The organism is Streptomyces griseoruber, from assembly GCF_001514205.1.
In the GTDB taxonomy this organism is placed as follows: Bacteria; Actinomycetota; Actinomycetes; order Streptomycetales; family Streptomycetaceae; genus Streptomyces; species Streptomyces griseoruber.
Map to the genome: position 1 here is coordinate 49,980 of NZ_KQ948774.1, position 24,510 is coordinate 74,489.

The following is a 24,510-nucleotide window of genomic DNA, read 5'->3' on the forward strand; positions in this document are numbered from 1 at the left end:
AGACTTGTGAGGGGGGCGACGGGCGATGCACGGCCTATGGACGAACGATCCGACGCGGCGGAGCCGCCGGCGGCGGCCCTGGCGCACGGCCGCGAGCAGGCGCGGTCACGACACCCACCCCGGCCATCACCACCACCGGCACGGCGGCCGCAGGAAGCAGGCGCACCGGGACCCGAGGGACCCGGCGCCGCGGACGTGGGGGATCCGGTGAGTACCCCGACGACCTCCACGACCCTCCTCGACGGAGTCGACCCGGCACCGCGCGACCGGTCCCCGGCGAAGACGCCGCCGACCGGCCGCCCGTCCTTCGGCGCCGGCCCGAACCTGGTCCACCAACTGGTGCTGGCCCTCGTCTGCGCGGGATACGCCGTCGGTTCCGCGCTCGGCTGGGGCTCCGACGAACTCGCCCTGATCATGGGCGACTTCGGACTGACCGCCGCGGCGGGCACCGCCGCCGTCTCCTGCTTCCTCTACGCGCGCACCCGCCGCGTCCGCTTTCGACCCGCCTGGCTGCTCTTCGCCCTCTCCTCGGCCATGGCCGCCCTCGGCAATCTCGTCTGGGGGTGGTACGAGGTCGTCCTCGGGCGTCCCGTGCCCAGCCCCAGCTACGCCGACCTGTTCTTCCTGTGCTTCGCGCCCCCCGCGATCGTGGGGCTGCTGGTGCTGGCCGCCCGGCCCGTCACCAAGGCCGGCTGGGTCTGCCTGGTGCTGGACGCCTGGCTGATCGCCGGCTCGCTGCTCACGCTCTCCTGGAGCCTCGCCCTCGCCCAGGCCGCGAAGTTCGACGGGCCGAGCGTGGCGCACGCGGCGCTGTCGCTGGCCTACCCGCTGCTCGACATCGCCCTGGTGAGCATGGTGCTGGTCCTGCACTTCAGAAGGGCCTACGTGAACCGCACGGCGGTCAACACGGCCGTCGGCGCGCTCGCGCTGACCGTGATGTGCGACGCCCTGTTCACCTCGCCGCTCATGCACAACGACTACCACTCGGGCCAGCTCCTCGACGCGGGCTGGTTCGCGGGCTCCCTGCTCCTGGCGTACGCCCCCTGGGCCGCCTCCCGGCAGCAGGGCGCCGCCGACGAGGGACACACACGCGTGGTCCACGAGCACGTACCGGGACACCGCCCCGGCGGCCACCCGCACGCGGCCCCCCACCCCTCCGCCCAGACACCGCCGCAGGCACCCCCGCAGGGCGGTGACCACGGCCGGTACCCGGCCACCCGGCCCATCACCGGCTCCCTCGCCGCCCTCACCCCGTACCTCGCCGCCGCCGTCTGCACCCTGGGGATCCTCTACAACGTCCTCAACGGCCGCAGCGTCGACCGCGTGGTGCTGCTGACCGGCGGCGCGGTCGTGCTCGCCCTCGTGGTGCGCCAGGGGATCATGCTGCTGGACAACATCACCCTCACCCAGGAACTGGCGCAGAAGGAGAACCACTTCCGCTCCCTGGTGCAGGGCTCCAGCGACGTCATCATGATCGCCGCCCCCAGCGGCATCCTGCGGTACGTCTCCCCGGCCGCCGCCGGGGTCTACGGACGGCCCGCCGAAGCCCTGGTGGGCACCGAGCTGGCCGACCTCATCCACCCCGAGGACCTGGGCTGCGTGGTGCACGAGGTGCGCCGCTTCCTCGCCGCCAGCCCCCAGGACGAACCCACCACCCGCATCGAGTGCCGCTTCCGCTCCGGCGACGGGGGAGGCTGGCTCAACGTCGAGTCCACGGTCAACCGCCACCACGGCGGCCTGATCTTCAACAGCCGGGACGTCACCGAACGGGTGCGCCTCCAGGCCCAGCTCCAGCACAACGCCGAGCACGACCCGCTCACCGACCTGCCCAACCGCGCCCTGTTCACCCGGCGCGTCCAGCAGGCCCTGTCCGGCCGCCGCAGCTCCGACCGCGGCACCGCCCTGCGCAACACCGCCGTCCTCTTCATCGACCTCGACGGCTTCAAGGCGGTCAACGACACCATCGGGCACCAGGCCGGGGACGCGCTCCTCGTCCAGGCCGCCCGCCGGCTCCAGGACGCCGTCCGCAAGGGCGACACCGCGTCCCGGCTGGGCGGCGACGAGTTCGCCGCGCTGATCGTCGGCGACACCACCCGCGACCGGGCCGCACGGGAGCGGCACATCCTGGAGCTCGCCGACCGCCTCAGGATCACCCTCTCGCAGCCCTATCTGATCGATGGCAACGACGTCAGGGTCGCCGCCTCCATCGGGGTCGCCTTCGCCGAACCGGGCCTCGGCGCCGGCGAGATCCTGCGCAACGCCGACCTCGCCATGTACCGCGCCAAGGCGGGCGGCAAGGGCCGGGTCGAGCTGTACAAGCCGCAGATGCAGCAGGACGTCGTACGCAAGGCGGAACTCGCCACGCGGCTGCGGGCCGCACTGCACGACGGCGAGTTCGCCCTGCTGCACCAGCCCGTGGTCCGGCTGGACGACGGCCGGATCTCGTCGGTCGCCGCACAGGCCCGCTGGCGCTCCTCCCAAGGGGTGCTGTTCACCCCCGCCGAGTTCCTGCGGGTCGCCGAGGACAGCGACCGGACCGCCGAACTGGGCCGCTGGATCCTGGAGGAGGCCGTCGAACAGGCCGCCGACCGGACCGCGAGCGGACTCACCGTCCCGGTGGCGGTCCGCATGAGCGCCCGCCGGCTGCTGGACCGGTCGATGCCGCTGGGCTCCGTGGAGGCCCTGCTCACCCGGCACGGACTGCCCTCCGGATCGCTGGTGATCGAACTGGCGGACCTGGACCCCAAGGTGCCCCTGGACGAACTGGAGCGCCGTCTGGGCGCGCTGCGCCGCCTCGGCGTCCGGATCGCCCTCGACGGCTTCGGCGGCGGCTACGGCGCTCTCACCGCGCTGCGCCGGCTCCCCGTCGACGTGCTCAGGCTCGACCGCTCACTGGTCGAGGGGGTCGTCGAGTCCGCGCGGCTGCACAAGATCACCAGCGGGCTGCTGCGGCTCGCCTGCGACCTCGGGCTCCAGTCCGTGGCCGACGGTGTGGACCTGCCCGAGCAGGTCGTGGCCCTGCGCGCGATGGGCTGCACCCATGGCCAGGGCATGGCGTTCTCCGCGGCGCTCGACGAGTACCGGCTGCGCCGGGCCCTCGCCACCGGCCGCTACTCGGTGCCGCACGGTCCGGTGGAACCCGCGTTCGCGGGCGGCGCCCCTGGGGTGTACACCAGTGGGGTAACCGCCGTCCTGGGGAGCGGAAGTGGCCTGCGCTCACATACTGAGACTCCTGTCCCACCCACTTGACAGTCGGTGCGCGCCAGGGGGAGGGTCAATGCCATGCGCACCCGAATTCTCGTACTTGGAAAGCGCGTCGGCTGAAGCTGGTGACGCCCGGGAAAACCCGGACTCCCAGCGACCCACACCCGGCGCGCTCCCCTCGCTTGCCTTACGGCACGAGGGGTTTTTTGTTGCACAAAACCCGCAGTGAACCCGTAGAACCCGCAGTAAAACCCTCAGCATCGAGAAGAGAATGCCGATGACCGAGCAGGCCCCCGGGGCTCATCCGCAGCCCCGGCCCCGATCCGGAGGACACTCCGCCGCCGTTGAGCACGTCACGGGCGCGCAGTCCCTCATCCGCTCCCTCGAGGAGGTCGGCGCCGAGACGGTATTCGGCATTCCCGGTGGTGCGATCCTTCCCGCCTACGACCCGATGATGGACTCCACCCGGGTCCGCCACGTCCTGGTCCGCCACGAGCAGGGCGCCGGCCACGCGGCCACCGGCTACGCGCAGGCCACCGGCAAGGTCGGTGTCTGCATGGCCACCTCCGGCCCCGGCGCGACCAACCTGGTCACCCCGATCGCCGACGCGCACATGGACTCGGTGCCGCTCGTGGCGATCACCGGGCAGGTCGCGTCGAAGGCGATCGGCACGGACGCCTTCCAGGAGGCGGACATCGTCGGCATCACCATGCCGATCACCAAGCACAACTTCCTGGTCACCAAGGCCGAGGACATCCCGCGGGTGATCGCGCAGGCCTTCCACATCGCCTCCACCGGCCGCCCCGGGCCCGTCCTGGTCGACATCGCCAAGGACGCCCTCCAGGCGAAGACCACCTTCTCCTGGCCGCCCACCATGGACCTGCCCGGCTACCGCCCGGTGACCAAGCCGCACGCCAAGCAGATCCGTGAGGCCGCCAAGCTGATCACCGCCGCCAAGCGGCCGATCCTCTACGTCGGCGGCGGCGTCCTCAAGGCCGGCGCCACCGCCGAGCTGAAGGTCCTCGCCGAGCTGACCGGCGCGCCCGTCACCACCACGCTGATGGCGCTGGGCGCGTTCCCCGACAGCCACCCGCAGCACCTGGGCATGCCCGGGATGCACGGCTCCGTCGCCGCGGTCACCGGTCTGCAGAAGGCCGACCTGATCGTCGCCCTCGGCGCCCGCTTCGACGACCGCGTCACCGGCAAGCTCGACAGCTTCGCGCCGTACGCCAAGATCGTCCACGCGGACATCGACCCGGCCGAGATCGGCAAGAACCGCGCCGCCGACGTGCCGATCGTGGGTGACGCCCGCGAGGTCATCGCCGATCTGGTCCAGGCCGTGCAGAAGGAGCACAGCGAGGGACAGCAGGGCGACTACACCGCCTGGTGGAAGGACCTCAGCCGCTGGCGCGAGACCTACCCGCTCGGCTACGACCAGCCCGCCGACGGCTCGCTCTCCCCGCAGCAGGTCATCGAGCGCATCGGCCGGCTCGCCCCCGAGGGCACGATCTTCGCGGCGGGCGTCGGCCAGCACCAGATGTGGGCCGCCCACTTCATCCAGTACGACAAGCCCGCCACCTGGCTGAACTCCGGCGGCGCGGGCACCATGGGCTACGCGGTCCCGGCCGCGATGGGCGCCAAGGCCGGAGCACCGGCGAAGACCGTCTGGGCGATCGACGGCGACGGCTGCTTCCAGATGACCAACCAGGAACTCACCACCTGCGCCCTGAACAACATCCCGATCAAGGTCGCCATCATCAACAACGGCGCCCTCGGGATGGTCCGCCAGTGGCAGACCCTGTTCTACAACCAGCGGTACTCCAACACCGTGCTGCACTCCGGGCCGAACGACGTCAACCCGGACGCCCGCGGCACCCGGGTCCCCGACTTCGTGAAGCTGTCGGAGGCCATGGGCTGCCACGCGATCCGCTGCGAGTCGCCGGACGACCTCGACAAGGTCATCGAGGAGGCGAACTCCGTCAACGACCGCCCGGTCGTCATCGACTTCATCGTCCACGAGGACGCGATGGTCTGGCCGATGGTCGCCGCCGGCACCTCCAACGACGAGATCATGGCCGCCCGGGACGTCCGCCCCGACTTCGGCGACAACGAAGACGACTGAGACGCGAAGACGCAGAGAGAGACGCAACGAACATGTCCAAGCACACGCTCTCCGTCCTGGTGGAGAACAAGCCGGGCATCCTGGCCCGGATCGCCGCCCTGTTCTCCCGCCGAGGTTTCAACATCGACTCGCTCGCCGTCGGTGTCACCGAGCACGCCGACATCTCCCGCATCACCATCGTGGTGAGCGTCGAGGCCCTGCCGCTGGAACAGGTCACCAAGCAGCTCAACAAGCTCGTCGAGGTGCTGAAGATCGTCGAGCTGGAGCCGGCCCAGGCCGTCCACCGCGAACTCGTTCTGGTGAAGGTGCGCGCCGACAACGAGACGCGCTCCCAGATCGTCGAGATCGTCCAGCTGTTCCGCGCCAAGACCGTGGACGTCTCCCCGGAGGCCGTGACCATCGAGGCCACCGGCAGCAGCGACAAGCTGTCCGCCATGCTCAAGATGCTGGAGCCGTACGGCATCAAGGAACTGGTCCAGTCCGGCACGATCGCGATCGGCCGCGGGGCCCGTTCGATCACGGACCGCTCGCTGCGCGCTCTGGACCGATCCGCGTAAGGCTGGAACCGGGCGGTCGGGTGACCCCGGCCGCCCGTATACCGAGACCCCGAGACTTCCCTTCCGCCCGCCGTCATACGGTGGGACGCAACACCTGCACTCAAGGAGAGAACCCAAAGTGGCCGAGCTGTTCTACGACGCCGACGCCGACCTGTCCATCATCCAGGGCCGCAAGGTCGCGGTCATCGGGTACGGCAGCCAGGGCCACGCCCACGCGCTGTCGCTCCGTGACTCGGGTGTCGACGTCCGCGTCGGTCTGCACGAGGGCTCCAAGTCCAAGGCCAAGGCCGAGGAGCAGGGCCTGCGCGTGGTGACCCCCGCCGAGGCCGCCGCCGAGGCCGACGTCATCATGATCCTCATCCCGGACCCGATCCAGGCCCAGGTCTACGAGGAGTCCATCGCCCCGAACCTGAACGACGGCGACGCGCTGTTCTTCGCGCACGGCTTCAACGTCCGCTTCGGCTTCATCAAGGCCCCGGCCGGCGTCGACGTCGCCCTGGTCGCCCCGAAGGGCCCGGGCCACCTGGTCCGCCGCCAGTACGAGGAGGGCCGCGGCGTCCCCGCGATCGCCGCGGTCGAGCAGGACGCCACCGGTAACGCCTTCGCGCTGGCCCTGTCCTACGCCAAGGGCATCGGCGGCACCCGCGCCGGCGTCATCAAGACCACCTTCACCGAGGAGACCGAGACCGACCTGTTCGGTGAGCAGGCCGTGCTGTGCGGTGGCACCTCGGCCCTGGTCAAGGCGGGCTTCGAGACCCTGGTCGAGGCCGGCTACCAGCCGGAGATCGCCTACTTCGAGTGCCTGCACGAGCTGAAGCTGATCGTGGACCTCATGTACGAGGGCGGCCTGGAGAAGATGCGCTGGAGCGTCTCCGAGACCGCCGAGTGGGGCGACTACATCACCGGCCCGCGCATCATCACCGACGCCACCAAGGCCGAGATGAAGCAGGTCCTCGCCGAGATCCAGGACGGCACCTTCGCCCAGAACTGGATGGACGAGTACCACGGCGGTCTGAAGAAGTACAACGAGTACAAGACGGCCGACTCCGAGCACCTGCTGGAGACGACCGGCAAGCAGCTCCGCAAGCTGATGAGCTGGGTGAACGAGGAGGCGTAGGCGGAAACGCTCCGCGACGGTGCCGCCGATCCGCGGTGCCGTCGCGGAGCTCCGCCCCGGACCCCGCTCCTCAAACGCCGGAGGGGCTGATTTTTACCACCGCGTCCGGGTGATCCTTCCGCGGAGGCGTGAGGCGACCTCCGTCGCAGCACTACACTGCTGCCTATATACGCGTTCAGGCCCACAGCGTCGTGCGTCTTCCACGCGGCTAGCCCCTCCTCCGCCTGCGGCCGTCGGGACGGCCGTCCGCATGCTTTGGACTTGTGAGGACTCACGTGAGCTCGAAACCCGTCGTACTCATCGCTGAAGAGCTGTCGCCCGCGACCGTGGACGCACTTGGCCCGGACTTCGAGATCCGGCACTGCAACGGAGCGGACCGAGCCGAACTGCTCCCTGCGATCGCCGACGTCGACGCGATCCTGATCCGCTCGGCGACGAAGGTCGACGCCGAGGCGATCGCCGCCGCGCACAAGCTGAAGGTCGTCGCCCGCGCCGGCGTCGGCCTCGACAACGTCGACGTCTCCGCCGCCACCAAGGCCGGCGTGATGGTCGTCAACGCCCCCACCTCCAACATCGTGACCGCCGCCGAACTGGCCTGCGGTCTCCTCCTCGCCAGCGCCCGCCACATCCCGCAGGCCAACGCCGCGCTGAAGAACGGCGAGTGGAAGCGCAGCAAGTACACCGGCGTGGAGCTGGCCGAGAAGACCCTCGGCGTGGTCGGCCTCGGCCGGATCGGCGCGCTCGTCGCCCAGCGGATGTCCGCCTTCGGCATGAAGGTCGTCGCGTACGACCCCTACATCCAGCCCGCCCGCGCCGCGCAGATGGGCGTCAAGGTGCTGTCGCTGGACGAGCTGCTGGAGGTCTCCGACTTCATCACCGTCCACCTGCCGAAGACCCCCGAGACGGTCGGTCTGATCGGCGACGAGGCGCTGCGCAAGGTCAAGCCGACCGTGCGGATCGTCAACGCCGCGCGCGGCGGGATCGTCGACGAGCAGGCCCTGTACTCCGCCCTCAAGGAGGGCCGGGTCGCCGGTGCCGGCCTCGACGTGTACGCGAAGGAGCCCTGTACGGACTCCCCGCTGTTCGAGTTCGACCAGGTCGTCTCCACCCCGCACCTCGGCGCCTCCACCGACGAGGCCCAGGAGAAGGCCGGTATCGCCGTCGCCCGCTCGGTGCGCCTCGCCCTCGCCGGCGAGCTCGTGCCGGACGCGGTGAACGTGCAGGGCGGGGTCATCGCCGAGGACGTCAAGCCGGGTCTGCCGCTCGCCGAGCGCCTCGGCCGGATCTTCACCGCGCTCGCCGGCGAGGTCGCGGCCCGCCTCGACGTCGAGGTCTACGGCGAGATCACCCAGCACGATGTGAAGGTGCTGGAGCTGTCCGCCCTCAAGGGTGTCTTCGAGGACGTCGTCGACGAGACGGTCTCCTACGTCAACGCCCCGCTGTTCGCCCAGGAGCGCGGGGTCGAGGTGCGCCTCACCACCAGCTCCGAGTCGGCCGACCACCGCAACGTGGTGACGGTGCGCGGCACGCTCTCGGACGGCGAGGAGGTGTCGGTCTCCGGCACCCTGGCCGGTCCGAAGCACCTCCAGAAGATCGTCGCGGTCGGCGACTACGACGTCGACCTGGCCCTCGCCGACCACATGGTCGTCCTCAAGTACGAGGACCGTCCCGGTGTCGTCGGCACCGTCGGCCGGATCTTCGGCGAGGCGGGCATCAACATCGCCGGTATGCAGGTCGCCCGTGCGGCGGCGGGCGGCGAGGCGCTGGCCGTCCTGACCGTCGACGACACGGTCCCGGCCGCCGTCCTGACCGAGGTCGCCACGGAGATCGGCGCGACGTCGGCCCGTGCGGTGAACCTGGTCTAGAGGCAGGTAGTCCTCACACGCGAACGCCGGACGGGCTGAGGCAGCCCGTCCGGTGTTCGCGTGTGCTCGTCACTTCACGTGGATCCGCCGCAGGGTCGCCGCAGCCGCCACCGCCGCCCCCGCCAGCAGCACCGCCCCGGCGATCGCCGCGCCCTGCATCCCGCTGGTGAACGCCTCCCGGGCCGCCGCGGCCAGTCCGGGGACCCGGTCGGCGACCGCCAGCGCACCGCCCAGGGTCTCCCGGGCCGGGGCGGGCGCCGAGGACGGGATCTCATGGCGGTAGATCGCCGTGCCGATGGAGCCGAGGACCGCCATGCCGAGGGCGCCGCCGAACTCGGCGCCGGTCTCCAGCAGGGAGGAGGCGGAGCCGGCCCGCTCGGCCGGGGCCGCGCCCATCGCCAGGTCCGTCAGCTGGGAGATGACCATGACGATCCCGGAGGCGAGGACCCCGCAGGCGGCCAGCACGAGCCACATCGAGTCGGGGCCGGCGAGGGCGAGCAGGGCGTAGCCGGCCGCGGCGATCGCGAAGCCCGCCGTCACGACGTAGGCCCGGGCGACGCCCTTGTGGACCAGGGCGGTCGCCAGCGGGGCGGCCATGCCGATCGGCACCGACGGCAGCAGCGCCCACAGGGCCGCCTCCAGCGCGCTCTTGCCGAGCACCGACTGGAGGTACTGCGTGGTGAAGAAGGCCGAGCCCATCATCCCGAACGAGGAGACGAGGTTCAGGACGACCGCGGGGGCGAAGCCGGGGCCGCGGAACAGGGCCGGGGGGATCATCGGGTCGGCGGTGGTGCGCTGACGGTGGACGAAGAGGGCGGCGAAGAGCAGGCCGACGGTGATCGAGACGACGTACTGCGCGTGCCAGCCCTCGGAGGGGATCCCCTTCAGGCCGTAGACGACGGGGAGCACGGCGGCCATCGACAGCGGGACGCTCGGCCGGTCGAAGCGGCCGGGGCGCGGGTCCTTCGACTCGGGCAGCAGGACCGGGCCGAGGACCAGCAGCAGGGCCATCGCGGGCAGGTTGACCAGGAAGACCGAGCCCCACCAGAAGTACTCGACGAGGATCCCGCTCATCACGGAGCCGAGCGCCACACCGGCCGTCATGACCCCCGACCACAGGCCGATCGCCTTCGCGCGCTGCGCCGGATCGGTGAACATCGTGCGGATCAGGGCCATCGTCGACGGCATCAGGGTCGCCCCGCCGACGCCGAGGAGCGCACGGGCGGCGATCAGGGTCTCGGCGCTGTCCGCGTAGGCCGCGAGCAGGGAGGCCGCGCCGAAGGCGGTGGCGCCGGCGAGCAGGAGCCTGCGGCGGCCGATGCGGTCGCCGAGCGAGCCCATCGTCATCAGCAGGCCGGCCAGGACGAACGCGTAGATGTCGAAGATCCACAGCTGCTGGGTGCCGCTGGGCTCCAGGTCCGCGTTGATCGCCGGGATCGCGAAGTAGAGGACCGAGACGTCCATCGAGACCAGCAGCAGCGGAAGCATCAGCACGCCGAGCGCGGTCCATTCACGGCGGCCGGCGCGCCGGCCGGCCGGGTTCACGGTGGTGCACGTCGAGTTCGCGGAGTTGGTCATGCGGGGAACTGTACGGGCGTATTAAACGGATGTCTAGAACGCTCGTATAAATCGTTCGTCTAGGACGCCCGTATGGATCGGCGGTACGCTGGTGCCCATGGGACACCGTGAGGATCTGCTGGAAGGCGCCAAGCGCTGCCTGCTGGCGAAGGGGTTCGCGCGCACCACCGCGCGCGACATCGTCAAGGAGTCGGGGACCAACCTCGCCTCCATCGGCTACCACTACGGCTCGAAGGACGCCCTGCTCGCGCAGGCCTACATCGCCCTGGTGGAGGAGATGTCCTTCGACGGCGGCGGGGGGATCGCCGGTGCGCCCGGCTCGCTGGAGCGGTTCCGCGAGGTGTGGTCGCACATCGTCGACAGCATGCGCGAGTCCGGCGCGATGTGGCGGCTCGGTGTGGAGATCATCGCGATGGGCGACCAACTGCCCGAGGTCCGCGACCAGTTGTCCCGTGCCCAGCGTGAGGGCGGCCGGGGCCTGGTCTCGCTGATGACGGGCGTGCCGGAGGAGGAGGTGTCCGACGAGACCGCGGACACCCTCGGCCGCTTCTACATGACCCTGATGTCGGGCCTGATCTCGCAGTGGACCTTCGACCCGAAGACCGCGCCCGACGGGGAGGTCCTCACCGAGGGGCTGCGGCAGATCGTCGAGGGCGCCACTCGGACGTGACCCGGCCCTCCCGCAGTTCCACCACCCGGTCCGCGAAGTGCCGTACGACGTCCCGGTCGTGGCAGATGAAGAGGTAGCCGAGTCCCCGCTCGTCCCGGAGGTCGGCCAGCAGGTTCAGCACGCCCGCCCGGACCGACGGGTCGAGCGCCGACACCGGTTCGTCCAGCACCAGCAGGCGCGGTTCACCGGCCAACGCCCGGGCGATGCCGACGCGTTGGCACTGGCCGCCGGAGAGTTCACGTGGTCGGCGGTCGCCGTACGACGGGTCCAGGCCGACCCGCTCGAGGAGTGCGGCCACCTGCCCGGGCGTCGGCCGCCGGCCGCGCAGGCGCAGCGGTTCCGCCACCGCGTCCCGGATCCGCTGCCGGGGGCTGAGGGAGCCGTACGGGTCCTGGAAGACCGGTTGCAGACGCGGCCGCAGCGGACGCAGTTCGCGCTCGGTCAGGGTCGTCAACTCACGCCCTTCGAAGCGGACTTGGCCCCCGTCCGGGCGGCGCAGTTGCAGCACCGCGAGCGCGGTCGAGGACTTGCCGCAGCCCGAGGGGCCGTTCAGCGCGAGGGTCTCGCCCGGTGCGAGGGAGAAGGAGACATGGTCGACGGCGGTGGTTGCGCCGTGGCGGACGACGAGGTCACGGACCTCCAGCAGTGGCTCGCTCATCCCGGCTCCCCGGCCGGATCGGGGTGGTGGCAGGCGACCAGGCGGCCGTCCAGCTCCCGTTCGGGCGGTTCCCCGCGATGGCACACCTGAGCGGCCCGGGGGCAGCGCGGCGCGAACGCGCAGCCCGGTGGCAGCGCGCCCGGTACGGGGGGCGCCCCGGGCAGCGCGTACAGCCGGCGGGGGCCGTCCGGCCGGGGCAGGGACGCCAGCAGGCCCGCCATGTACGGCGACCGGGGACGCGCCAGCACCTCCCGCGCCGGGCCCGCCTCCACCACACGGCCCGCGTACATCACCAGCGCCCGGTGCGCATACCGCCGTACCGCGTCCATGTCGTGGGTGACCAGCACGAGTGCGGTGCCCCGTGACTCCCGCCGCGCGGCGAGGAGCCCGAGCACCCGCTCCCGGCGGTCGGCGTCCAGGGCGGTGGTCGGTTCGTCGGCGACCAGGACATCGGGTTCATTGACGGTCGCCATCGCGATCACCGCCCGCTGCCGCATACCGCCGGAGAGTTCGTGCGGGTAGGAGCGGGCCGTGCCGGGGATGCCGACCCGGTCCAGGGCGGCGGCCGCGAGCTCCCGGGCCTCCCGCCGGCCCACGCGCCGTACCGACCGTACGGCGGCGGCGAGCTGGTCGCCCACCCGGTGGACGGGGGACAGCGCGGAGAGCGCGTCCTGGGGGACCAGTGCGATCCGGCGGCCCCGCGCGCCGGAGAGGTCCGGGCGGACCGTGCCGGAAACCGTCGCCTCCCTCGGCAGCATGCCGAGCAGCGCCCGCGCGGTCAGGCTCTTGCCCGCGCCCGACTCGCCCACCAGGGCGCACACCTCGCCCGCCCGCACCTCGAAGGACACCCCGCGCACCGCCTCCACCCCGCCGAACCCGACCCGCAGATCCCGCACCGACAGCACCACCTCAGGCTCCAACTCCGCTCATCCTCCTCGTCCTTGCCTTCGTTCCCGTCCTCGGCCGTTGCGCGTACGACGCCCCCGACACCGCCAGTCCGGCCAGCAGGGCGAGGGCGACCGCCGGGGCCAGGGCCGCCCACGGGGCGCGTTCCACATAGGCGCGGGACTCGTCCAGGAGCAGACCCCACTCCGGCGCCGGCGGCCGGGCGCCGAGACCGAGGAAGCCCAGCGAGGCCAGCGCGAGCGCGATGCCGGGCAGCCGGAGCAGCGCGTGCCGGGCCACCGGCGCCGCCACCGAGGGCAGGACGTGCCGGGTCAGGATCCACCACGGGGGTGCGCCGATGGCCCGTTGGGCGGTCAGGTACGCCGACGCCCGCACCTCCTGCACCAGCGCCGCCGCGTGTGCGGCCAGCGGGGGCCAGGAGACCAGGGCGACCGCGAGGGCGGCACCGCCCGTGCCGGGGCCGGCCGCCGCCGCGACCAGGATGCCGACGATCACCGGGGGCAGCGCGTTGGCGATGTCCGCCGCGCCCGCCGCGACCGCGGGCAGGAAGCCCAGCGCCAGCGACACGGCCAGGCTGAGCAGACACACGGCCGCGGCCGTGCCGACGGTGGCCGCGGCGCCGTGTCCCAGGCGGGCCAGCACGTCCCGGCCGAGGCCGTCGGTGCCGAGCGGGTGCGCCCAGGAGGGCGGGGCCAGCCGGGCGGCGGTGCGCACGGTGTACGGGTCGCGCGACAGGCCCCAGCCGATCGCCGTCAGCAGGACCGCCGCGAGGACGCCGGGGACCGCCGGGTGGGTGCGCACCGGCCGGGGCGCGGGGAGCGCGAGGGACGCGTCCCGCAGCGCCGGGCCCAGCAGCCGGCGCCGGACGAGCGCCGCCGCCGCGCCCGTGAGCAGGCCGAGCAGCAGCAGGGCCAGCACCGCGCCCTGGAGCAGCGGCAGGTCCTGCGACTTGGCCGCGCCCAGGGCCGTACGCCCGATGCCGGGCACGGCGAACACGGTCTCCACGGCGACCGCGCCCCCGGTGAGCCCCACGGCCACCATCCCGAACTGCGGTACCAGCGGCGGGAGTACGCGCTGGAGCGCGGCGGCACGGATCCGCGCCCGGCTCACCCCCGCGCCCCGCCACAGCTCCACCCACCGCTCGTCCAGCACGGCGGGCAGCGCGTCCGCGACCAGCCGGCCGAGCAGCCCGCCGGCCGGGACGCCCAGTGCGACGGCGGGCAGGACCAGATGCTCCGGCCCGGCCCATCCGGACGTCGGCAGCCACCCCAGCCACACCCCGCACACCAGCAGCCCTGCCGTGGCCAGCAGGAATTCCGGTACGGCGGCCAGCATCGCGGCGCCCGCCCCGGCCGAGGCCCGCCCCCGCACCAGCACCGGCACGACGAGGACGACGGTCAGCAGCAGCGCGACGGCCAGGGCCGCGCCCATCAGCGCGAGCGACACCCTGAGCCCGGCCAGCACGGAGGGCAGCACCTCGGTGCCCGACACCCAGGAGGCGCCGAGGTCGCCGCGCCCGAGACCGGCGGCCCACCTCCCCAGGAGGGCAAGGGGCCCCGCGTCGAGGCCGAGGTCGCGGCGGACGGCGTCCAGGGCCTCCCGCGTCGGTTCCTGTTCGGCGGAGCGGGCGCGCAGCACGGTCAGCGCGGGGTCGCGGCCGGAGAGCCAGGGCAGCAGGCCCACGGCGGCGAGGACCGCGAGGAGACCGGCCGACCGGGTCGCGGCGGCCCTCACTCGACGTACGTGGCGGCGGTGACCAGCTCCCGCTCGCGCGGGTCGTGCGCGGCGCCGACCACCCCGGGCGCGTCGCCCTGGATCACCCGCTCGTGCAGCAGGGGTACGGCGGCGTCGGCGGCGAGGACGGCGGCCTCGGCGGCGATCACGGCCCGGCGGCGGGCGTCGCCGGTGGGTGTCGCGCCCGCCTTCCGCAGGGCCGCGTCCACGGAACGGTCGGTGAACCGGGAGAGGTTGAAGGAGCCGTCCGAGGCGAAGTCGCTGTAGAGGTAGGCGGCCGGGTCGCCGGAGTCCAGCACGGTGGCCCGGGAGAGCAGGAACGCGTCGAAGGCGCCGGACAGCGCGTCCGCCTCGATGGCGGCGTACTCGCGCACCTCCAGCCTGACCGTGAACCCGGCCTTCTGGAGCTGCTGCTGGAGGGCCGCGGCCACCTCGGGGAGTTCGGCTCGGTCGGTGAAGGTGCCGAGGGTGATCGAGCGGCCGGCCGGGTTCCCGGCCTTCGCGCGGGTCACGGGCTCGCGCAGCCCGGCCGCCCACGGCAGCGCGGGTCCGAGCAGTCCCTCGGCGAGGTCCGCGCGCCCCTCGTACACGCCCTTCACGATCGACGCGGCGTCCACGGCCTCCCGGGCGGCGGCGCGCAGGCCGGCGTCCTCGAAGGCGCCCTTCGCGGTGTTGAGGTACAGGGTGTTGGTGCGGGGCATCGGCACCTCGGTGACGAGGTCCGCGTCGAGCAGGGCGGCCTGCGAGACGGGGACCGCCTCGACGATGTCGGCCTCGCCGCTGCGCAGTGCCGCCGCGCGGGCGGTGCCGTCCGGCACGAACCTGACGTCGATCCCGGGGGCCTTGGCCCGGCCGCCCCAGTAGGCGTCGTAGCGGTCGAGGGTGGCGGAGGAGGTGCCGTTCACCTGGGTCAGTTCGAAGGGGCCGGTGCCGGCGCCGACCGGGTTCACCGTCCTGCCGTCGTACGCCCGTGCCGCGAGGATCGACAGCTGCGGCGAGCTGAGCCGCTGCGGGACCAGGGGGTCCTCGGCGGCGGTGGTGACGGTGACCGTGCGGGCGCCCGCGGCCTTCGCCGTGAGGTCGACGCCGTCCAGGATGCGGGGCTTGGGGGCGGCGGTCGCGGCCCGCGTGAGCGAGCGGACCACGGCGTCGGCGTCCAGTCGGGTCCCGTCGTGGAAGGTCACGCCGTCGCGTATCTCGAAGGTCCAGGTACGGCCGTTCTGCCGCCAGGAGGTGGCGAGCGCGGGCTCGGCGTCGCCCTCCGCGTCGAGTTTCACGAGGGTCTCGGCGGTGGACCAGCGCGAGAGCTTGAAGGCGTCGTCGGACAGCGGTGACAGCCCGGAACGCGGCGGCTGCATCATCGCGACCCGTACGCGGGTGCCCTCGGCGCCCGCCGACGCGGTGCCGTCGCCGGTGAAACAGCCGGTGAGCAGGGTGGAGGCGGCCGTGAGGGCCGTGAGGGGGAGCAGGCGGCGGGCGGGCAGGCGCACGGGGCCCTCCGGGTAAAGGGGTGGTCAAGGACGAGTGTGCCGACCCTAGCATGATGATAATCGTTTTCAATAGTTTGGGTGATCGCCCTCGCCCGGCAACGCGTGCCCCTCAGGGCAGCCGGGCCGCCTTCAGCGTCATGTGCAGCAGCAGCCGGTCCTCCCCGTCGGCCAGGTCCAGGCCCGTCAGCTGCTCCACGCGGGACAGCCGGTAGTACAGGGTCTGGCGGTGGATGCCGAGCCGGGCCGCCGTGCGGCTCGCCTGGCCCGCGCAGTCGAGGAAGACCTCGGCGGTGCGGGCGAGTTCGTGGTGGGCGGGGGTGAGCAGCGGGCGTACGGCGCGGTCGTGGGCGGTGTCCCGGGGCAGCGAGGTCAGCAACCTGTACGGCCCGATCTCCGCCCACCGGGCCACCGGCCCGAGCCGCGCCTCGCCCAGTGCCGCCCGCGCCGCCCCCACCGCCTCCCCCCAGGCCCCGCCGAGCTCCCCCAACCCCACCCGCCCCACCGCGACCCCGGCCACGACCCCACCACCACCGGCGTCCCCGCCCGCCGGGCCACCGGCCCGTCCCACCGCCCCGCGTCCGCCGCCGGCCCGCCCCGCCGTCCCGCTTCCCGAGCCGCCGGTCCGCCCTGCCGTCCCGCTGCCCGTCGCACCGGCGCCGCTCGCCGTCCCGCCTCCGTCGTCCCCGCCCCGCCCGCCCGCGTTCCCCGCCCACTCCAGCAGCCGCCCCGCCACCGAGGTCGCCGGGGTCAGGACGTCCGGGGTGCGGAGGCGTACCAGGACGGCCAGACAGTGCGTCGTCGGGCCCCAGGGGGCCGTGCAGAGGGCGGTGGCGCCCGGGAGGGTGCGCAGGGACGGGGCGTCGTCGGGGGTGGTGGCCGGCCAGGGGGCCACGCAGATCAGGGTGTGCGGGACGTCCGCGCGGGTGCCGAGGGCGGTGCGGAGTTCCGCCAGGGCCGCGTCGTGCGGCCAGCCCGGCTCGGCCGTCAGGACGGCCCGCAGTTCCCGGGTGAGGTCGGCCCCGTGCTGGGCCTCGTCCGCGAGCAGCGCGCCGATCCGCACGGTCACCTCCATCGCCGCCGCCAGCTGTGTCTCGGCGGGGCCGGGATCGTCGGCGAGGAGCCAGACGTAACCGAGGACGACCCCCCGATGCCGTACGGGAAGACAGATCCGGCCCCGGTGCACGCCCGCCTCCGGGGTCGGCGGGATCCGGACCGGGCCGGTGGCGCGGGTGATGCCGAAGCCCTCGAACCAGGTGCGCACGGCCGCCGTCGACCGCCGGGTCAGGATCGAGCGGGCCCGCACCGGGTCCAGCGCGGACGCGTCCAGCTCGTCCTCGCTGTCGTACGCGCCGAACGCGATCAGCTCGAAGTCCCGGTTCTCCAGGGTCGCGGGGACGCCCAGCAGCTCCGAGATCTCATCGACCAGGTCCTGGTAGTCACCTTGGTATTCGGCGGTCACCTGGGCATTCTCCCTCAGTCCCGCAGGCCTTCATCCATCTGTCTGAGATCTGCGGCACGGATGCGTGACAGCTGTCGATGGCCGACGATCGGAGGGATCCTTAACTTTCACGGTGGTTCTCCGTGCCGTTCCCGGATCGTCGGGTATCGGCCTCGTATGGGTTGGTATGTGGAGGTGCCCCGTGCTGGGTCCCGTGATTCTCGCCGCGTCGCGCAGCGACCGGATGCGACGCCTGATCTCGGCGGCCCCCGTGACCAGGCAGGTCGTCGACCGCTTCATCCCGGGGGAGACCGTCGACGACATCGTGCCGGTCGTCGAGGAGCTCACCGCCAAGGGTCTGGAACTGACGATGGACGTCGTCGGCGAGGACATCACCACCCCCGAGCAGGCCGCCGCCGCCCGCGACGCCTATCTCGCCCTGGTCGACCGCCTCCGCGCGCTCGACCTCGGTGAGCGCGTCGAGATGTCCGTCAAGCTGTCGATGTTCGGCCAGTCCCTGCCCGGCGGCCACGCACTGGCGCTCGCCAACGTCCGCCCGGTCGTCGAGGCCGCCGCCGCCATCGGCACCACCGTCACCCTCGACGCCGAGGACCACACCACCCTCGACTCGATGTTCGCGATCCACGACGAACTGCGGAAGGACTTCCCGCAGACCGGCTGTGTGATCCAGGCCTACCTCTTCCGCACCGGGGCCGACGCCCGCCGCCTCGCCGCGAGCGGCAGCCGGGTACGGCTGGTCAAGGGCGCCTACCGGGAGCCCGCCGAGGTCGCGTACCAGCAGAAGCACGAGATCGACAAGGCGTACGTCCGGATCCTGCGGACGCTGATGGACGGGGCGGGATATCCGATGGTCGGGTCCCACGACCCGCGGCTGATCTCCATCGCCCAGGAACTCGCCCGCAAGGCCGGCCGCAAGCCCGACGAGTACGAGTTCCAGATGCTGTACGGCATCCGCGGCGACGAACACCTGCGGCTCGCCGCCGAGGGCCACCGCATGCGCGTCTACACCGCCTACGGCACCGACTGGTACGGCTACTTCATGCGCCGGCTCGCGGAGAAGCCGGCGAACCTGCGCTTCTTCGCCCGCAGCATGCTCACCCGGGGCTGAGCCCCGACACCCGCTCACGTACAAGGAGTTACGGATCTCATGGACGCTGTGACCCAGGTCCCCACCCCCGTCAACGAGCCGGTGCGCGGCTACGCCCCCGGCTCGCCCGAGCGGGCCCGGCTGGAGGCCAGGCTCAAGGAACTGGCCGACAACCCGATCGACCTGCCCTGCACCATCGGCGGAGAGAGGCGGATGGGCGGCGGTGACGCGTTCGAGGTGGTCCAGCCGCACAACCACCGGGCCGTGATCGGCACCTACCGCAACGCCACCCGGGCGGACGCGCAGGACGCCGTCGACGCGGCCCTCGCCGCCGCGCCCGGCTGGCGCGCGATGTCCTTCGACGACCGCGCCGCGATCATCCTGCGCGCCGCCGAACTGCTCGCCGGGCCCTGGCGCGAGACCATCGCCGCCTCCACCATGCTCGGCCAGTCCAAGACCGTGCAGCAGGCCGAGATCGACACCCCCTGCGAGCTGGTCGACTTCTGGCGCTTCAACGTCCACTACGCCCGGCAGATCCTGGCCGAGCAGCCCCCGGCCAACTCCCCGGGCGTGTGGAACCGCCTCGACCACCGCCCGCTGGAGGGCTTCGTCTACGCGATCACGCCGTTCAACTTCAGCGCGATCGCGGGCAACCTGCCCACCGCCCCCGCCCTCATGGGCAATGTCGTCGTCTGGAAGCCGTCGCCGACCCAGACCCATGCCGCCGTACTGCTCATGCGGCTGCTGGAGGAGGCCGGGCTGCCCAAGGGCGTCATCAACCTCGTCACCGGTGACGGCATCGCCGTCTCCGAGGTCGCCCTCGCCCACCGCGACCTGGCCGGCATCCACTTCACCGGCTCGACGAAGACCTTCCAGTACCTGTGGAAGACGGTCGGCGCCAACATCGAGAAGTACCGCTCCTACCCGCGTCTGGTCGGCGAGACCGGCGGCAAGGACTTCGTCGTCGCCCACCCGAGCGCCGACCGCGCGGTCCTGAAGACCGCCCTCACCCGCGGCGCCTTCGAGTACCAGGGCCAGAAGTGCTCCGCGACCTCCCGCGCCTACATCCCCGCCTCGATCTGGAACTCCGGCTTCAAGGAGGAGTTCGCCGCCGAGGTCGACCAGCTCACCATGGGTGACGTCACCGACCTGTCGCACTTCCTCGGCGCCGTCATCGACGAGCGCGCCTTCGCCAGGAACAAGGCCGCCATCGACCGCGCCCAGGCCGACCCGTCCTGCACGATCGTCGCCGGCGGCACCTACGACGACTCGGTCGGGTACTTCGTCCGCCCGACCGTCGTCGAGTGCGGCGACCCCGAGAACGAGGTGTTCCGCACCGAGTACTTCGGCCCCTTCCTCGCCGTCCACGTCTACGAGGACGACCGGTACGACGAGATGCTCACCCAGATGGAGTCGGTGTCCGACTACGCCCTGACCGGCTCGGTCGTCTCCGGCGACCGCGCGGCGACCGCGTACACCATGGAGAAGCTGCGCTACGCGGCCGGCAACTTCTACATCAACGACAAGTCGACCGGCGCCGTCGTCGGCCAGCAGCCCTTCGGCGGCGGCCGCGCCTCCGGCACCAACGACAAGGCCGGCGCCCCGCAGAACCTCACCCGCTGGACGCTGACCCGCGCCATCAAGGAGACCCTGGTCGCCCCGACCGACCACACCTACCCGCACATGGGCTGACCGCGCACCATGGGGGGATGACCCCGCGCACCGACGACGGAGTACGACTGTGGGCGAGCGCGTCCGGCAGGGGCGCGCCGCTCGTCCTGTGCCACGGCGGACCCGGTCTGTGGGACATGTTCGGCGACGTGGCGGCGCTGCTCGCCGACGCCGCCACCGTGATCCGCTGGGACCAGCGCGGCTGCGGCCGCTCGCAGCGGTGCGACGGACCGTGGACCACCGACCGGTCCGTGGCCGACCTGGACGCCGTACGACGCCACTTCGGCCTCGGCCGCACCGCCCTGCTCGGCCACTCCTGGGGCGCCCAGCTCGCCCTGGCCTACACCCTCGCCCACCCGGAACGGGTGAGCACGCTGGTGTACGTCAGCGGCACGGGCATCGGGCCCGACGCCGACTGGCACCCGGCCTACCGCGAGAACCTCCTCGCCCGCTTCGGCGAGACACCCGAACGCCTCGCCCGCTGGCGGGAACTGTCGGACCGTACGGCGCTCACGCCGGCCGAGGCCCGGGAGCGCGCCGTCCTCCAGTGGTCCGTCGAGTACGAGGACCGCGACCGCGCCCTTGACCTCGCCGGCCGCGCGGCCGACCCGTGGTTCGGGGTCAACGGCGACTGCAACAAGGCCCTCAACCAGGAGCGGCGCCGGATCTGGGGCACCCCGGCACTGCGCGCCGCCTGCGCGGCCCTCGACGTGCCGGTGCTGATCGTCGACGGCGCCGAGGACATCCGGCCCCGGTCGGCGGTGGACTCACTGGAGCGGGCCCTGCCGCGGGTACGCCGGGTGACCTTCCCGGGCGCGGGCCATCTGCCGTGGGTCGAGGACCCCGACGGCTTCCGGGCAGCCGTGGCCTCGGCGCTGCGCTAGCCCGGCATCTCCGTGCGCTCCCACCACTCGTACACCGGGAGCCTGCCCTGCGGGGTGTCCGCGTGGCGGGCCGTGGGTCTGAAGTGTTCGTAACCGCTCCGCAGCTCGATCTTCAGGTCCGCTCCCGGTGTGGTGAGGGGGACGATCCGCTCGGGGAGGTCGTCCGGACCGCCCTCCAGCAGTGCCTTGGTGTCGTCACTCATGACCTGACCGTTCCCGGTGCCGCGACCGGGTGTGCGTCCCCCGCCCAGGATCAGCCGTCTGGGCGATCACCGCAGGTCAGGCAGGTGTGACTCGATCCGCCGTCTCAGATAGTAGGAAGTCCGAGTACTTGTGCAGACAGCGGCGCGCTCCTCGCTTAACTTTGTAGGAGCCGAACGTCTCGCTCGATCAAGCGAAGGGCGGTCGTGAGCCGGGCCCCGCGCAGGCAACCCCTGCGGCCCGCAGCTCCCCGCCCCGGCGTCTCGTACCCCCTTCCGCACTCCCTGGTCCTTCGAAGGAGTCGATTCCCCATGGCCGAGACGACCGTCCGCCGCCGAGTCCGTCACACCTCGCGTACGAGCGAGTCCGACCGCAAGCAGGCCGCCGCCGCCCTCCAGCGCGCCCTCGACCGCCGGGACAACGGCGGCGAGACCGGCCACCTGTGACCTGCTAGCCGGTCGCACCCCGCAGTCCGGGAGCCGCACCCGCACGGGGTGCGGCGCGGGTCCTGAACGGGACTTCAGGCCCCGCGCCGCACCTCGAACCGGTCGATGCGCCGGCCGTCCTCCGCCAGCGCCGACACCGTCAGCCGCGCCGAGGGCCCGCCGGTCGCCTCCACCGACAGGAACGAGAAGCCCCGGTAGCGCACCCGTGACCACTCCACGGTCTCCGCCGCGTTCTCGCGCGAGCGCGTCCAGTGGAAGGTGTCCACCGCGTCGCGGTCGCGGACCCGCCCCTCGTAGCTCTCCGGCGCGTCCGCCGGGAAGCCGTACAGATCACGGCCGCCGCCGCCCGCCGTGACGTACACCGTCCCGTCCCGCGCCGGGTCCACGGACCCGCCGACCGGGACGGTCCGGCCCACCCGTCCGCCCTTCAGGGCGTCGGTCCGCTCGTAGACGTGGTTGTGCCCGTTGACCACCAGGTCCACCCGGTACCGGTCGAACAGCGGCAGCCACTCCGCGCGCACCCCGCCGTCCGAGGCGTGCGCCGAGGTCGAGTAGGCGCAGTGGTGGAAGAAGACGACGACGAAGTCGACGTCCGACGACGTCCGCAGGGCGGCCAGGGTCCGCTTCAGCCATGCCGTCTGACGGCCCTGGGTGTACCCCTGGTTCGCGGGGATCTCGTACGACACGTCGTTCGCGTCCAGCGCCACCACGCCCACGTTGCCGTACGTGAACGTGTACACGCCCGGGGCGGTGCGCGGGTCGAAGCCGGTGTCCGGGAGAAAGAAGCGGGCGAGCTGGCCGCCGTAGCCGTCGGGGGAGTACCAGGCCTCCATGTCGTGGTTGCCGGTCGTCACCATCCACGGCACCGACCGCGCCACCGGCTCGTTCTGCTTCAGGAACGCGTCCCACGCGGTGGGGTCGTAGCCGTCGCTCTTCTCGCCCTTGCCGGTGCCGTCGGCGTAGCAGATGTCGCCCGCGTGCAGGTGGAAGGCGGGGGCCGCCTTCAGCAGCAGCCGGTCGATCGCGGCGGCCGACCGGCCCACGCCCTGGTCGCCGAACGCGGTGAACACGAACCGCCCGGCGCCCGCCGGTGCCGTACGGAACGAGGTGATCGTGGCGCGGTGCTCCGCGTCCGCCGGGTCGAAGCCGTCGTGGCCGACGCCGTAGTAGTACGTCGTCCCGGGCAGCAGATCGGTCACCGAGGCGTGCACGTAGTACTGGTCGAGCGCCTTGCGCACGCCCTCCACGCCCGGCGTGTGCAGCGCGCGCACCTCGGCCTCCACCGTGCCGCCGAGGTCGTCGGGGCGGGTGCCGATCCGGACGTACGGCGCACGCACGGCGGCGGGGACCTGCCAGGAGATCCGCATCCCGGTGCGCGGGTCCGCGCCGAAGGAGAGATGGCGGCCGAAGGGGACGGCCGAGGAGCGCTCGGTGGAGCCCGGTGCGGACGGTGCGGGGGTCGCCGATGCCTTCGGGCCGGGGGAGTCGTCCCCGCAGCCGGTCAGCAGCCCGCCCGCCGCCACCGCCCCCGCCGACACCAGGGTGCGGCGCCGGATGAGCTTCGTGCGCAGATACTCGTACTGCTCCGCCATACTCATCCCGCGGGCGAGCCGCGGCGGAATGCCCACGTCCGGTGTCTCCATGCCCGAGAAGTTTCCCGACCGGCCCAACGGGCGTCCTGCGTACGGGTGAACGCGGGGCGACCGGAGTACGCCGTCCTCTCCACGGCTGTCCGTATGGCGGACCCGGCGTGTCATTCCATGGGACAAGGAGTACGGTGCTGCGCATGTCGGCAAGTTCTCGCACCCTCAATCTCGCAGTGATCCCCGGTGACGGCATCGGCCAGGAGGTCGTGGCCGAAGGTCTGAAGGTCCTCTCCGCCGTCCTTCCGCAGGATGTGAAGCTGGAGACCAAGGAGTACGACTTCGGCGCCAAGCGCTACCACGACACCGGTGAGACCCTCACCGACGCCGACCTCGACGCGCTCAAGCGGCACGACGCGATCCTGCTCGGCGCGATCGGCGACCCGTCGGTCCCCTCCGGCGTCCTGGAGCGCGGCTTCCTGCTCAAGCTCCGCTTCGCCTTCGACCACCACGTCAACCTGCGGCCCTCGAAGCTGCTGCCCGGCGTCGACACCCCTCTCAAGGGCCAGCCGGCCATCGACTTCGTCGTGGTCCGCGAGGGCACCGAGGGCCCGTACACCGGCAACGGCGGCACCATCCGCAAGGGCACCGAGCACGAGGTCGCCACCGAGGTCTCGGTGAACACCGCCTTCGGTGTCGAGCGTGTCGTGCGGGACGCCTTCGCGCGGGCCCAGGCCCGCCCCCGCAAGAAGCTCACCCTCGTCCACAAGAACAACGTGCTGACCTTCGCCGGTCACCTGTGGACGAACATCTTCACCAAGGTCGCCGCGGAGTTCCCCGAGGTCGGCACCGACTACATCCACGTCGACGCGGCCACGATCTACCTGGTCACCGACCCGGGCCGGTTCGACGTCATCGTCACCGACAACCTCTTCGGCGACATCATCACCGACCTCGCCGCGGCCGTCTCCGGCGGCATCGGCGTCGCGGCCTCCGGCAACATCAACCCCTCCGGTGAGTTCCCGTCGATGTTCGAGCCCGTCCACGGCTCGGCCCCCGACATCGCCGGCCAGGGCAAGGCCGACCCCACCGCCACGGTCCTGTCCGTCGCCCTCCTGCTGCGCCACCTCGGCTACGAGACCGAGGCCGCGCGCATCGACGAGGCCGTCTCCGCCGACCTCGCGGAGCGCACCGGCAAGCCCGCCCGCAGCACGTCCGAGATCGGCGACGCGCTGTCCGTACGAGTAGCCGGCTGACCCCGCCGCCACTCGAGATCTT

Annotated in this window: 19 protein-coding genes; 11 read left to right on the forward strand and 8 right to left on the reverse strand. The window is 72.5% G+C overall.

Annotated elements, in window-relative coordinates; all coding sequences use genetic code 11:
• Positions 1 to 207 precede the first annotated feature (207 nt).
• The 5 genes from AQJ64_RS27790 to serA all read left to right on the forward strand — a co-directional run bounded on the left by AQJ64_RS27790 (position 208) and on the right by serA (position 8,865).
• The gene (locus AQJ64_RS27790) at positions 208 to 3,249 is read left to right on the forward strand and encodes a putative bifunctional diguanylate cyclase/phosphodiesterase (RefSeq protein ID WP_059203123.1); all 3,042 of its coding nucleotides are present in this window, start codon (positions 208 to 210) and stop codon (positions 3,247 to 3,249) included.
• A gap of 232 nt (positions 3,250 to 3,481) precedes the next feature.
• The gene (locus tag AQJ64_RS27795) at positions 3,482 to 5,326 is read left to right on the forward strand and encodes an acetolactate synthase large subunit (RefSeq protein ID WP_206189767.1); all 1,845 of its coding nucleotides are present in this window, start codon (positions 3,482 to 3,484) and stop codon (positions 5,324 to 5,326) included.
• A 32-nt stretch (positions 5,327 to 5,358) separates the two neighbouring features.
• Positions 5,359 to 5,883 carry an acetolactate synthase small subunit gene (gene ilvN, locus AQJ64_RS27800; protein WP_055635625.1) on the forward strand — a complete coding sequence of 175 codons (525 nt, stop codon included), beginning with the start codon at positions 5,359 to 5,361 and terminating at the stop codon, positions 5,881 to 5,883.
• A 118-nt stretch (positions 5,884 to 6,001) separates the two neighbouring features.
• Complete coding sequence (gene ilvC / locus AQJ64_RS27805) at positions 6,002 to 7,000, forward strand: ketol-acid reductoisomerase (protein ID WP_055635624.1); 999 nt, start codon at positions 6,002 to 6,004, stop codon at positions 6,998 to 7,000.
• 275 nt (positions 7,001 to 7,275) lie between these two features.
• Complete coding sequence (gene serA, locus AQJ64_RS27810; RefSeq protein WP_055635623.1) at positions 7,276 to 8,865, forward strand: phosphoglycerate dehydrogenase; 1,590 nt, start codon at positions 7,276 to 7,278, stop codon at positions 8,863 to 8,865.
• Positions 8,866 to 8,934: 69 nt separating this feature from the next.
• Here serA and AQJ64_RS27815 read toward each other — a convergent pair whose 3' ends face one another.
• The gene (locus AQJ64_RS27815) at positions 8,935 to 10,443 is read right to left on the reverse strand and encodes an MFS transporter (protein ID WP_055635622.1); all 1,509 of its coding nucleotides are present in this window, start codon (positions 10,441 to 10,443) and stop codon (positions 8,935 to 8,937) included.
• A gap of 97 nt (positions 10,444 to 10,540) precedes the next feature.
• Here AQJ64_RS27815 and AQJ64_RS27820 point away from each other — a divergent pair, with 97 nt between their 5' ends.
• Positions 10,541 to 11,113: a TetR/AcrR family transcriptional regulator gene (locus tag AQJ64_RS27820; protein ID WP_055635621.1), complete on the forward strand. Its 573-nt coding sequence runs from the start codon at positions 10,541 to 10,543 to the stop codon at positions 11,111 to 11,113.
• Here AQJ64_RS27820 and AQJ64_RS27825 read toward each other — a convergent pair.
• From AQJ64_RS27825 to AQJ64_RS27845, 5 genes are all read right to left on the reverse strand, one after another.
• The gene (locus AQJ64_RS27825) at positions 11,067 to 11,771 is read right to left on the reverse strand and encodes an ATP-binding cassette domain-containing protein (protein WP_055635620.1); all 705 of its coding nucleotides are present in this window, start codon (positions 11,769 to 11,771) and stop codon (positions 11,067 to 11,069) included. The genes AQJ64_RS27820 and AQJ64_RS27825 overlap by 47 nt on opposite strands.
• Positions 11,768 to 12,691 (reverse strand): ABC transporter ATP-binding protein, encoded by a 924-nt coding sequence (locus AQJ64_RS27830; RefSeq protein WP_055635619.1) that lies wholly within the window; start codon positions 12,689 to 12,691, stop codon positions 11,768 to 11,770. Before AQJ64_RS27830 ends, AQJ64_RS27825 begins: the two co-directional genes overlap by 4 nt.
• Positions 12,681 to 14,411, reverse strand: coding sequence for an ABC transporter permease subunit (locus AQJ64_RS27835; protein ID WP_059203091.1), 1,731 nt, complete (start codon positions 14,409 to 14,411; stop codon positions 12,681 to 12,683). Before AQJ64_RS27835 ends, AQJ64_RS27830 begins: the two co-directional genes overlap by 11 nt.
• Positions 14,408 to 15,901, reverse strand: coding sequence for an ABC transporter substrate-binding protein (locus AQJ64_RS27840; RefSeq protein WP_055638970.1), 1,494 nt, complete (start codon positions 15,899 to 15,901; stop codon positions 14,408 to 14,410). The genes AQJ64_RS27835 and AQJ64_RS27840 overlap by 4 nt, the downstream gene beginning before the upstream one ends.
• 109 nt (positions 15,902 to 16,010) lie before the next feature.
• Positions 16,011 to 17,360, reverse strand: coding sequence for a PucR family transcriptional regulator (locus tag AQJ64_RS27845; protein ID WP_059203092.1), 1,350 nt, complete (start codon positions 17,358 to 17,360; stop codon positions 16,011 to 16,013).
• A 181-nt stretch (positions 17,361 to 17,541) separates the two neighbouring features.
• On the opposite strand from AQJ64_RS27845, the gene AQJ64_RS27850 reads away from it, so the two are divergent.
• From AQJ64_RS27850 to AQJ64_RS27860, 3 genes are read left to right on the forward strand one after another with little or no spacing between them, the layout of a single operon-like run.
• Entirely contained in the window at positions 17,542 to 18,468 is a 927-nt protein-coding gene (locus AQJ64_RS27850) for a proline dehydrogenase family protein (RefSeq protein WP_055633975.1), read from the forward strand.
• Positions 18,469 to 18,507: 39 nt separating this feature from the next.
• Entirely contained in the window at positions 18,508 to 20,139 is a 1,632-nt protein-coding gene (gene pruA / locus AQJ64_RS27855) for an L-glutamate gamma-semialdehyde dehydrogenase (RefSeq protein ID WP_055633974.1), read from the forward strand.
• 17 nt (positions 20,140 to 20,156) lie between these two features.
• Entirely contained in the window at positions 20,157 to 21,002 is an 846-nt protein-coding gene (locus AQJ64_RS27860) for an alpha/beta fold hydrolase (RefSeq protein WP_055633973.1), read from the forward strand.
• Here the strand turns inward: AQJ64_RS27860 and AQJ64_RS27865 are convergent.
• Positions 20,999 to 21,205: a DUF5988 family protein gene (locus AQJ64_RS27865; protein ID WP_055633972.1), complete on the reverse strand. Its 207-nt coding sequence runs from the start codon at positions 21,203 to 21,205 to the stop codon at positions 20,999 to 21,001. The two genes, AQJ64_RS27860 and AQJ64_RS27865, sit on opposite strands and share 4 nt — an antisense overlap.
• 309 nt (positions 21,206 to 21,514) lie before the next feature.
• Here AQJ64_RS27865 and AQJ64_RS51810 point away from each other — a divergent pair, with 309 nt between their 5' ends.
• Entirely contained in the window at positions 21,515 to 21,649 is a 135-nt protein-coding gene (locus AQJ64_RS51810; RefSeq protein WP_099053954.1) for a hypothetical protein, read from the forward strand.
• 74 nt (positions 21,650 to 21,723) lie between these two features.
• On the opposite strand, the gene AQJ64_RS27870 is transcribed toward AQJ64_RS51810, so the two are convergent.
• Positions 21,724 to 23,292: a purple acid phosphatase family protein gene (locus AQJ64_RS27870; protein WP_055633971.1), complete on the reverse strand. Its 1,569-nt coding sequence runs from the start codon at positions 23,290 to 23,292 to the stop codon at positions 21,724 to 21,726.
• Positions 23,293 to 23,435: 143 nt separating this feature from the next.
• Between AQJ64_RS27870 and AQJ64_RS27875 the strand changes: the two genes are divergently transcribed.
• Entirely contained in the window at positions 23,436 to 24,488 is a 1,053-nt protein-coding gene (locus tag AQJ64_RS27875) for a 3-isopropylmalate dehydrogenase (RefSeq protein WP_055633978.1), read from the forward strand.
• Positions 24,489 to 24,510: the final 22 nt, after the last annotated feature.